We start from the raw sequence: 10,021 nt of genomic DNA, 5'->3' as shown, positions 1-10,021 counted from the left end.
TGGCGCAGCCAGGGCCGGATGACCGGGCGGAGGGTTTTGGTTACTTTTGCCCGTCAAAAGTGACTCGCCCGGGAGGGCGAAACCAAGAACATCAGCAAAAACGCGGCTATTCGGAACAGACGCCTGAAAAACCAAGACCGTATTGCCAGTCCGATATCAAGCCGACTTCCCCAGATTCCGCGAAGAACCCTTTAAAAAGGTAGCAGCCGCACTCGCAGCTGCGGCGGCTCCCGCGGTGGAGCAGGTTCAGGCCGCCGCCAACAACGCTTCCATGAAACCCAGGGCCACCGGCAGCGAACGGCGGCCATGTTCAAAGAAGGCCACATGGCTGCCACCCTGTTCAATGTGCAGGCGTGCCTGGGGCAGGGTGCGGGCCACGTGTCTCGAGCCGCCGATGTGGGTGGTCTGGTCGTTGTCGCCGGCCACCACCAGCGCCGGCACCTCGATGTACGGCAGGATCGCATGCAGGTCGGTCTGGTTCAGGGCATGGTTGAGCCTTGCGTAGCGATAGAACAGCTCGGCGTTGGTGTAGGGGTACAGCGCCAGGTGCGCGATGGGCTCCGGCGTGGTCATCAGCGTGGCCGGATCGACGAACATCTTCTGCAGCTCGCGGGCTTCCTCCCGGTCGCTGGCTGCAGCCTCCATCAGCCACTCGAAATTGCGCTGGTGCGCAGTGCGCCAGTCATCCTCGCCCAGGGTGTAATCGCCGTGCCACAGGCTCAGCGAACGCACGCGTTCGGGCTGGCTGGCCGCCGCGCACAGGGCGATCATCGCGCCGCCGCAAATGCCCATCAGGTGCGCCGCCGGCTGGCCGAAGTGATCCATCACGGCAAACAGATCCGCCACCTGCGCATCGGTGTCCACCGCCAGGCTGTCGAAGTGCTCGGCTCCCCCGAACAGGCCACGGGTCTCCCAGGTGAACACCCGGTACTGCGCGGCCAGCCCCTGCACCCAGTCCTGGCACAACTCGAACGGCAGGCCGCAGGGCAGGGCCAGCAGCAGGGCTGGCAGGTCGGCACCGCCGCAGCTATAGATGTTGAGTGGCGTGCCGTCGAAGCTGGCGATGACCTCGCGCTGCACGCCAGCGGGGGCTGGGCTGAAATCGAAGTCGGCGATGAGTTGCTCGCTGTGCGACCCCACATCCAGAGGGCCGCTCGGCAGGGCCTGGCTGAGGCGACGGCTGATCAAGACCTCGAAGGATGACAGTTGCGCGAGGGTGTCATGGCAAAACCGTAGCTGTTGTACGCCACAGGCGGCGAACGCCTGGCTGACCAGGTGCTCGCAGGCCGCCAGGTGGCTGGCGGGAACAGGATCGAAAGCGATGTTCAACGGGCTGGGCAGGTTCACGGCCAGGTGGCGCAGCAGGCGCACCGCCTGGCACACCCGCAGGGTCGGGTCGTTTGGCAGGGTCATGGGGCAGCTCCGCAAAAGACGAAAGGGGGGTGGCAGGGCCGGAGCCGGCCCTGCCGAGGGGCTTAGTTGCGCTCGAAGCGCTTGCCGCGTGTGGTATGGGTGACCAGGCGGTTGTAGGCCGGTGTGTGCTCACCGACCACCTGCACCGCACCGTAGTTTTCCAGGCTGATCTTGCCGCCGTACTCCTCGATGTGATCGGAGTCCGGGTACACGTGTACGAACGATGGCACGTAACGCGACGCGAAGCCCATGCGCATTTCCTCGCTCTCGCCACTGTGCGGGTAGGAAGCGTGCATCAGGGTCGACCAGAAGATGACGAACTGGCCGGCCTTCATCTGGATCGGTACCGCCTTGCTTTCGTCAGGCTCCCAGTTCTCGTCGATCTGCAGTTGGCGATAGTCGTAGCCGAAGAAGCCGCGGCGCACGCCGTTCTTTTCCTTGGCGTTGACCAGCTCCGGCGAGTACTCCATGCGCTTGGTCTCGTCGTAGTTCATGCTGTTCTGCGTGCCGGGGATGAACTGCAGGCAGCCGTTGGCGATGGTCACGTCGGTGAAGGCGGTCCAGACGGTGATGGTGCCGCCGAAGTCTTCATGTTCCGGCCAGACGATCTGCGGCTTTCCGGAGGCATTGGCGAAGGTGTCGGCTTGGTGCCAGTCGGTGCCTTCGTCGCCGGGGTACTTGGGGAAGAACTCGGTACGCCAGCAGATCACGTCAGGGCCCAGGATGCTCTGCACGCGGTCGCAGATCTGCGCGCGGCAGATGTGGTCGGCGAGGAAGTCATCGTCCAGGTGGCGGTCGTAGTTGGCGATGTTGGTGGCTCCGGAGATCGCGTCCAGATCCTGGTAGACCGCATGGCTGCGCTCGAGCAGGCGCAGGCGCGTGCGCCGCCAGATGTCCTTCATTTCATCCTGGGAATAGGCGGTGAACGGACCGATGAAACCGTCTCTCTCGAACTGGGCACGTTCTTCGGCGGTGAGGTGAAAGCGTTGCTCTGTAGCGACTTCAGACATGGGCTTGCTCCTTCAAACGTTGGGCGTTGCCAAGTGACAATTCGATGCTCTGGGCCAGAACCCGCGCGGTGGCGCCATCGGCCAGCACACCGGGGTTGAGGTCGATGCGGTAGTGGGTTTTCAGAACGCTCAGGGCGCGAATCAGTGCCAGCGAGGTACCGCCGAAGTCGAAGAAGTCGTCGTCCAGGCCGATGCCCTTGAGGCCGATGTCTTCGCACCACACCTTGAGCACGCGGCGCTGGTGTTCCGAAAGGTCGCCTTGTTGCTGCGCAGCAGGGTGTTCGGCACTGCTCGGCGAGGGCAGGCGCGCGCTGTCGATCTTGCCGTGGTCGGTCAGTGGCAGTTGCGCCAGTGCCACATAGGCCGAAGGACGCATGAAGTCGGGCAGTTGCTCACTGGCCAGGGCAGCCAGGCTGTCGCGCAGGGCAGGGCTCAACTGCCCGGAGCCGTCGGCTGGCACCACGTAGGCCAGCAGGCGTACGTCTCCGTCGCCGTAATCGTGGGCACACACATGGCTGGCGCTGATCAGTCCGTCGCGCTGCAGGCAGGCCTGCACTTCACCGGCCTCGATGCGGAAGCCGCGTACCTTCAGTTGCTGGTCGGCACGGCCCTTGTAGTGATGCACACCGTGCACGTCGCGGCTGAGCAGGTCGCCGCTGCGGTAGGCGCGGGTTTGGCTGCCGGGCAGGGTTACGAAGCGCTCGGCGGTCAGCTCTGGGCGGTTGAGGTAGCCCGGTGCAACGCCAGCACCTTCGATGAACAGCTCACCCACTTGGCCGTCCGCCACGGCAGCGCCGTGCTCATCGAGCAGGTGCAGGACCCAGCCATCCAGTGGTCGACCGATCGGTACGCTGGCGTGCTGCTCCAGATCCTGGGCCAGCACGCGGTGGTAGGTGGTGTGCACCGTGGCCTCGGTAATGCCGTACATGTTCACCAACTGGGGCCGGGCGTCGCCATGGCGCGCTACCCAGGACTGCAGCACGCTGGACGGCAGCGCCTCGCCACCGAACACCACGTAACGCAGGGCCAGTGGCTCGGGGGCCTGCTGATTGGCCTGATCCAGGCCACGGAACGCCGAAGGGGTCTGGCTGAGGACGGTGACGCCGGTCTTGGCCAGCCATGCCTGGAAGGCCTGCGGCGAGCGGGAAACCTCGTAAGGCACGATCGCCACATGTCCGCCGTGGGCCAGGGCGCCCCAGATTTCCCAGACCGAAAAGTCGAAGCCGATGGAGTGGAACATCGACCACACATCGTCGCTGTTGAACTCGAAGCGGCGCTGGGTGCTGGCCAACAGCGCGCTGGCGTTGGCATGGGTGACCTGCACACCCTTGGGGGTGCCGGTGGAGCCGGAGGTGTAGATCACATAGGCCGTTGACTGTGCCGGGTCGCGGGCATCGCCGGGTGTCAGTGGCGTGTCGCTGCTCTGCAGCAGGGCGTCGATGCCCAGCAGCCTGATGCCTTCGGGCAGCGGTTGTTCCAGGCTCTGGGCATCGCCGATAAGCACCTGCAGGCCGCTGTCCTGAATGATGTGGGCAATGCGTTTTGCCGGGTAGCGCGGGTCGATCGGCACGTAGGCACCGCCGGCCTTGAGGATGCCCAGCAGGGCGCTGACCAGTTGCGTGCCCCGCGGCAGGCACAGGCCGACCAAGGTGCCTGCCTTGACGCCCTCGGTGCGCAAGTGGGCGGCCAGGCGTGAAGACGCGGCATCCAGTTCCGCATAGCTCAGAGCCCCGTCCTGGTCACTGACCGCGGTGCGCTCGGGAACGGCGCGGGCCTGGGCGCCGAACAGCTCGTGCAACAGGGCAGACTTGGGCAAGGGGGTGCCGGAGAAGTGGCCTGGGCTGCCAGAGGGGGGAGAAATCGGCATTCGATAACGCTCCTGTAAAGGTCGCAAAGGGCATTACGCCGTGGCGCCGTGCCTGGGCGCAGGGTGGTGTGTTTTCACACATTGAAGAATTGGAGCACCGAGGCGTTCGGGGTGTCTGTCGAGGAAAACCGGGACAAGCCCTTGCTGTCCGACTGTCCCGGTTTGAGGTGACAGACAGCCACGCGCGGGCGGTGCTTAGATCGTCGGCTGGTGGGCGCGCCATGCACGGTTTCAGCGGCAGCGCCCTGAGCTTTTGTCACTGCCCGGGAGCCGCCCATGACCGCAGAAAACCCTGTCTCGCCCACCGCCCGCCAGGCGAGCCGTACGATGCCCTTGCAACCGCCAAGCGAGGCGCTGGACGACCGCGTGCGCCTCTCACAACTGTCGCCGCAGGCCAGCTTGCCGCTGGTGATAGAACCCGCGCAGCCGGGCCTGGATGTGTTGAGCTGGGCGGCCGAGCAGCGCGCTGCACTGGACGCCCTGCTGTGTCAGCACGGCGCGCTGCTGTTCCGTGGTTTCGGCCTGGACAACGTGGCGGCCTTTGAAGCCTTTGCCGAGGCGCTGTCGCCGGGATTGCACGGCGGCTACGGCGACCTGCCGAAAAAGGAAGGCGGGCGCAACGTGTACCGCTCGACGCCTTATCCGGAGCAGGAAATGATCCTCTACCACAACGAGAGCTCGCATCTGGAGAGCTGGCCGCGCAAGCAGTGGTTCTACTGCGAGCTGCCGTCCAAGGTGGGTGGGGCCACGCCGCTGGCCGACATTCGCCAGGTGCTGCGTCGGCTACCGGAGGAGGTGGCGCAGGCCTTTGCCAGCAAGGGCCTGCGTTACAGCCGTACTTTCATCGAGGGGGTCGAGCCGAGCTGGCAGCAGTTCTTCGGCACCGAGCAGCGCGAGCAGGTGGAGGCTCACTGCCGCGCGCAGGGCACTGCCTTTGAATGGCTCGACGACGACACCCTGCAGATCCATACCCACTGCCCCGGCGTGCTGCAGCATCCGATTACCGGCGAGGCGGCGTTCTTCAATCAGGTGCAATTGCATCATCCGTACTGCCTGGGCGAAGACATGCGTGAGGACCTGCTCGACTTTTTTGGCGAGGGCCGCTTGCCGCGCCTGGTGAGCTATGGCGACGGCAGCCCGATCGACGACCGCACCATGCAACTGATCGGCGAGGCCTATGAGGCCTGCGCGGTACGCTTCGACTGGCAGCAGGGTGACCTGGTGATGCTCGACAACATGCTCACCGCACATGCCCGCGATCCGTATCAGGAACCGCGGCTGATCGCCGTGGCCATGGGCGAGATGGTCGAGCGTGACCACGTCTGGAGACAGCCATGAACACGACCGCCGACACGCCCGCCAAGCCCGGTTCGCTGCTGCGTCTGTTATGGCGCAGTCACCCGTGGCTGACCCTGTTCACTGTGCTGGCCGGGGTGATCAGCGGGGTGGCCTCCATCGCCGTGGTCAACGTGATCAACACGGCGATCCACGACGCCGCCGCACGCTCTGCAGCGTTGTACTGGTTCGTCGGCCTGAGCGTGGTGGCGCTGCTGTTTCGCAACGGCGCGGCACTCTTTCCGGCCCTCGCCAGTCGACGCATCATGACCCACCTGCGCATCGCGCTGTGCCGCAAGATCCTCACGACGCCGCTGGAAGAAGTCGACCGACGCGGCGCAGCCAATGTGCTGACCATGCTCACCACCGACATCCCTCAGCTCAGCACCACCCTGGTGGTGATCCCTACGGTGTTGGTCGAGGCCACGGTGTTCGTCTTCGGTATCGGCTACCTGGCCTACCTGTCGTGGGTGGTGCTGGCCTTCACCCTGGGGCTGATGCTGCTCGGCGTGGTGCTGTATTTCTTCTGCTTCGGCAAGGGTATCGGCGTGTCGAGCCGTATGCGCGACGAGTACACCGCCTTCAACGAGTACACCCATGCGCTGGTGTTCGGGCTCAAGGAGCTCAAGCTCAACCGCATTCGCCGCAACTGGTTCAGCCGTACGGCAATCGAGGCGTCGTCTACTCGTGTGGCGCAGCTAAATTTCATCGAAAGGGTGTGGTTCACCCTGGGCGACAACGTCGGGCAGCTGACCCTGTCGTTGCTCATCGGCTGCCTGCTGTTCGTCGCGCCGCAACTGGCGGTGCTCGAACCCAGCGTGCTGACCGCCAGCCTGCTGGCGGTGTTGTACATCATGGGCCCGGTGTCGCTGCTGGTGGGGGCGATGCCGGTGCTGGCACAGGGGCGGGTGGCGAGTACCCGTCTGGCGCAGTTCGGTTTTTCCATCGATGCGCATCACAGTCATACCGCCGAGCCTGAAGTGCCAGCGCTGCCCGCCGTAGTCGGCAGCGAAGGCATGGCCGATATTTCCCTGCAGGGCGTACGGGTGCAGTACCAGGGCGCCGATGCCAGCACAGGCTTTGCCCTGGGACCGATCGACCTGCAGCTAGTGCCCGGGCAACTGGTGTACATCGTGGGCGGCAACGGGTGCGGCAAGAGCACTCTGGCCAAGGTCTTGTGCGGGCTCTACGTGCCCAACGAGGGCCAGCTCAAGCTGGGCGAGCAGGTCATCGACGAGAACAACCGTAGTGCCTATCGCGATCTGTTCTCGGCGGTGTTCTCGGACTTCCAGCTATTCAACCGGCTGATCGGCCCGGATGAAAACGGTGCCTGCCCGGACACCGCCAGGCAGTACCTGGAAACCCTCGGGCTGGCCGACAAGGTGCAGATCCAGGGGCATGGCTACTCGACGCTCAAGGCGCTGTCGTACGGGCAACAGAAGCGCCTGGCGCTGGTGTGCGCCTACCTGGAGGACCGGCCGGTGTACGTGCTGGATGAATGGGCTGCCGACCAGGACCCGCCGTTCAAGCGCTTCTTCTATCAAGAGCTGCTGCCCGACCTGAAGCGACGCGGCAAGACGGTGCTGATCATCACCCACGATGACCAGTACTTCCAGCTAGCCGACCGCATCATCAAGCTCGACAGCGGACGGATCGTTTCGGACATCGATTGCGCCTTGCAGGAGCAGCAGGCCTAGTTCCGGGCTTGCAACTAAGGCGGTTTACTCCAGAGCGAGTACACCGCCGCTGCAGGGTGATCTTGAGTCAACTTGCCGCTCTTGCAGCAGCTCACTTCTGTCGCGGCAAAAGTGAGCAAAACCGCTTGCTCCTGGTTTGGGGTTCGTCCTGCGGACGGACGTCCCTCTGGTGCCATTCCAGGGGGCGGCGCACTGGGCCATCCCTGGCCAGTGGGAAGAACCGACTTCAGCTGGGAAGCGTTTCGCGGCCAAAGCCCGAGGGCGGGTACACCGGCTTATGCCAGCCTCAGCACACCGCTTCCAGCGCGCTGTCGAAACGCTCCAGCACCTGACCGATCTCCTCATCACTGATATTCAGCGGCGGCAGGAAGCGCAGTACCGAGTTGTGCCGGCCGCCGGTTTCGATCAGCAGGCCTTTGGCAAAGCACTCGCGTTTGATGGCCGCCGCCAGGGCCTTGTCGGCCGGGCCGGGGCGGCCGTCGTGGCCCGGCTGGGCGATTTCCACACCCAGCATCAGCCCGCGCCCGCGCACCTCGGCCAGCGCCGGGTAGCGTCGGGCCAGGCTGTCCAGTCCCTCGCGCAGGTGCTCGCCGGCCTGTGCGGCGCGCGCCACCAGGCCGTTGGTCTGGATGTGCTCGATGGTCGCTGCGCCGGCCACCATGGCGATCTGATTGCCACGGAAGGTGCCAGCGTGCATCCCAGCGGTCCAGGTGTCCAGGTGCTCGGCGAAGACGATCAACGACATCGGGTAGCCGCCGCCGATGGCCTTGGACAGCACCAGGATGTCCGGCACGATGCCCGAGTGCTCGATGGCGAACAGGCTGCCGGTGCGGCCCAGGCCGGTCTGTACCTCGTCGACGATCAGCAGGATGCCCAGCTCCCGGGTCAGCTCGCGCAACTGGCGCATCCAGTTGGCCGAAGCCGGAATGCAACCGCCTTCACCTTGCACCACTTCCACCAGCACGGCGGCCGGCTGCTGCACGCCGCTCTCCGGGTCGTTCAGCAGCGTGCGCAGGTAGTCGATGCTCAGTTGCTCGGTGTGGCGGCCGTCGGTGCCGAACGGGCAGCGCAGCGGGTAGGGGAAAGGCATGAAATGCGTGCCGGCCGTCACTGCGGCGGCATGAAACTTCGGCTTGAGGTTGCCCATTGCCGACAGCGCCCCGGCCGTCATGCCGTGATAGCCGCCCTGGAAGGCCAGCAAGGTCGAGCGTTGGGTGTAATGGCGAGCCAGCTTGATGGCCGCTTCCACCGCATCCGAGCCGCTGGGCCCGCAGAACAGGACCTTGCCATGGTCGCGCAGTGCCGGGGGCAGGGTGGCGAACAGTGTCTTGACGAAAGTGTGCTTGGCCGGGGTGGCCAGATCGAGTGCCTGTTGTAGCTGATCGGTCTGCAGGAATTCCAGCACCGCGTCGCGTACCGCTGGCGGATTGTGCCCCAGCGCCAGGGTGCCGGCATTGCTCAGGCAGTCGAGGTATTCACGGCCCTGGGCATCCTTCAGACGCATGCCATTACCCTTGACGAACAATTGCTTGAAGTTGGCCGCATAAGTGCGGGCGTTGGATTCCACTTTCGATAGATCGCTGAGTTCTGGCATGTCCGATCATCCGCCTGCGCAAAAAGAGAAAGCCTCGTGGGCGCCTCGATTCTCCGGCAGTGCCGGCGGCCGGACAATTTGCCGCGACCCGGCTGTCCCGGCTTTCCATGCCAGACATTGCCGTGGGCCGTAGCTTCAATACCGGCTCTGTAACTCCAAGACAGGTGAGTACCGCTCATGAGTGAAACGATCTTCCTGGCGTTGTTCGCCGTGTTGGCCGTGCCGGGGCCGACCAATTCGCTGCTGTTCCAGACCGGTGTCAACCGTGGCCTGAATCTGCGCGCCTTGCAGTGGGTGGTCGCGGAATGGTTGGCCTATGTGCTGCAGATCAGTGCCTGGGGCCTGACCCTGAACTGGATCGCCCGTGACTACCCCTGGGTGGCAACGCTCAGCAAGGTCTTCGCGGTCGGCTTTCTGTTCTACATCGCCATCAAGCTGTGGGGGGCGGCGCGCCGGGGCGCCGGGGACGGTACGCCCGGGCTGTCCCCGGCAGGGCTGTTCGCCGCGACCCTGAGCAACCCCAAGGGGCTGTTCTTCGCCTCTTTCGTGGCGCCGGTCGGCACCTTCATGCACGGCGACAGCTACCTGGCGTTCATGGCGGCCTTCACCCTGGTCGTGCTGCCGGTGGGTAGCGCCTGGGTGGCGCTCGGGGCGTTGTTCGGTGGTCGCCTGAGCTCCGATCACGCCACCTTCTGGGTGAACCGTGGCGTGTCGATGGTCATTGCGCTGTTCGCCAGTGGCCTGCTCTACAGCGTCGCAGTCAAGCCGTTGCTGGCCTGAGCCGTTTCATCCGCTCCTGGCGCTCGCCACCTGGTGCGGCGCGGGTGCCCTTATCAGGGCGCTGGCTGCATAGAGGCCAGTCACCCGCCGATGCTTCTCGCGGTATTCACAGGCCACCAACGGGCTTTCAAAGGGTGGTGCCGCGATCACCCGCATGATTCGTCCGCCTGCGCGCAGGCGCACGTACTGTCCCGCCTCGAAATCATTCATCAGCCTGCCTCCTGGAAGGGCTCGCCCCGTGCGCGCCCGTTCGCAGGCATTCGAGCAGCGACGCAGGCCCTTGTCTGTCATCGGAAAACCGGACAGCCACCACGGCGAATCGGGG

8 protein-coding genes are annotated in these 10,021 nt (G+C 65.0%); 3 read left to right on the top strand and 5 right to left on the bottom strand.

What is annotated here, in order from left to right; genetic code table 11:
- Positions 1 to 246: 246 nt before the first annotated feature.
- The 3 genes from OU800_RS12540 to OU800_RS12530 all read right to left on the bottom strand — a co-directional run bounded on the left by OU800_RS12540 (position 247) and on the right by OU800_RS12530 (position 4,290).
- A complete protein-coding gene (locus OU800_RS12540) occupies positions 247 to 1,413 on the bottom strand; it encodes an alpha/beta fold hydrolase (RefSeq protein WP_268177606.1) in 1,167 nt (388 codons plus the stop codon).
- A gap of 62 nt (positions 1,414 to 1,475) precedes the next feature.
- Positions 1,476 to 2,423, bottom strand: a complete 948-nt coding sequence (gene syrB2 / locus OU800_RS12535) for a syringomycin E biosynthesis L-threonyl-[L-threonyl-carrier protein] 4-chlorinase SyrB2 (RefSeq protein WP_268177605.1) — start codon at positions 2,421 to 2,423, stop codon at positions 1,476 to 1,478.
- The gene (locus tag OU800_RS12530; RefSeq protein ID WP_268177604.1) at positions 2,416 to 4,290 is read right to left on the bottom strand and encodes an amino acid adenylation domain-containing protein; all 1,875 of its coding nucleotides are present in this window, start codon (positions 4,288 to 4,290) and stop codon (positions 2,416 to 2,418) included. Before OU800_RS12530 ends, syrB2 begins: the two co-directional genes overlap by 8 nt.
- A 276-nt stretch (positions 4,291 to 4,566) precedes the next feature.
- Here OU800_RS12530 and OU800_RS12525 point away from each other — a divergent pair, with 276 nt between their 5' ends.
- Entirely contained in the window at positions 4,567 to 5,628 is a 1,062-nt protein-coding gene (locus OU800_RS12525) for a TauD/TfdA family dioxygenase (RefSeq protein ID WP_268177603.1), read from the top strand.
- Entirely contained in the window at positions 5,625 to 7,322 is a 1,698-nt protein-coding gene (locus OU800_RS12520) for a cyclic peptide export ABC transporter (protein WP_268177602.1), read from the top strand. The genes OU800_RS12525 and OU800_RS12520 overlap by 4 nt, the downstream gene beginning before the upstream one ends.
- 286 nt (positions 7,323 to 7,608) lie before the next feature.
- On the opposite strand, the gene OU800_RS12515 is transcribed toward OU800_RS12520, so the two are convergent.
- Positions 7,609 to 8,916 (bottom strand): diaminobutyrate--2-oxoglutarate transaminase family protein, encoded by a 1,308-nt coding sequence (locus OU800_RS12515; RefSeq protein WP_268177601.1) that lies wholly within the window; start codon positions 8,914 to 8,916, stop codon positions 7,609 to 7,611.
- 177 nt (positions 8,917 to 9,093) lie between these two features.
- Between OU800_RS12515 and OU800_RS12510 the strand changes: the two genes are divergently transcribed.
- Entirely contained in the window at positions 9,094 to 9,696 is a 603-nt protein-coding gene (locus OU800_RS12510) for a LysE family translocator (RefSeq protein ID WP_268177600.1), read from the top strand.
- Positions 9,697 to 9,702: 6 nt separating this feature from the next.
- On the opposite strand, the gene OU800_RS12505 is transcribed toward OU800_RS12510, so the two are convergent.
- Positions 9,703 to 9,906 (bottom strand): hypothetical protein, encoded by a 204-nt coding sequence (locus tag OU800_RS12505; protein ID WP_268177599.1) that lies wholly within the window; start codon positions 9,904 to 9,906, stop codon positions 9,703 to 9,705.
- Positions 9,907 to 10,021: the final 115 nt, after the last annotated feature.

It is taken from the genome of Pseudomonas sp. GOM7, from assembly GCF_026723825.1.
GTDB lineage: Bacteria > Pseudomonadota > Gammaproteobacteria > Pseudomonadales > Pseudomonadaceae > Aquipseudomonas.
Note: the sequence above shows the minus strand (reverse complement) of the source record. Positions and strands in the feature narration are given on the sequence as shown.

Coding starts and splice junctions, on each gene's coding strand:
- OU800_RS12540 (WP_268177606.1), bottom strand. CDS start 1,413: ATGACCCTGCCAAACGACCCGACCCTGCGGGTGTGCCAGGCGGTGCGC.
- syrB2 (WP_268177605.1), bottom strand. CDS start 2,423: ATGTCTGAAGTCGCTACAGAGCAACGCTTTCACCTCACCGCCGAAGAA.
- OU800_RS12530 (WP_268177604.1), bottom strand. CDS start 4,290: ATGCCGATTTCTCCCCCCTCTGGCAGCCCAGGCCACTTCTCCGGCACC.
- OU800_RS12525 (WP_268177603.1), top strand. CDS start 4,567: ATGACCGCAGAAAACCCTGTCTCGCCCACCGCCCGCCAGGCGAGCCGT.
- OU800_RS12520 (WP_268177602.1), top strand. CDS start 5,625: ATGAACACGACCGCCGACACGCCCGCCAAGCCCGGTTCGCTGCTGCGT.
- OU800_RS12515 (WP_268177601.1), bottom strand. CDS start 8,916: ATGCCAGAACTCAGCGATCTATCGAAAGTGGAATCCAACGCCCGCACT.
- OU800_RS12510 (WP_268177600.1), top strand. CDS start 9,094: ATGAGTGAAACGATCTTCCTGGCGTTGTTCGCCGTGTTGGCCGTGCCG.
- OU800_RS12505 (WP_268177599.1), bottom strand. CDS start 9,906: ATGAATGATTTCGAGGCGGGACAGTACGTGCGCCTGCGCGCAGGCGGA.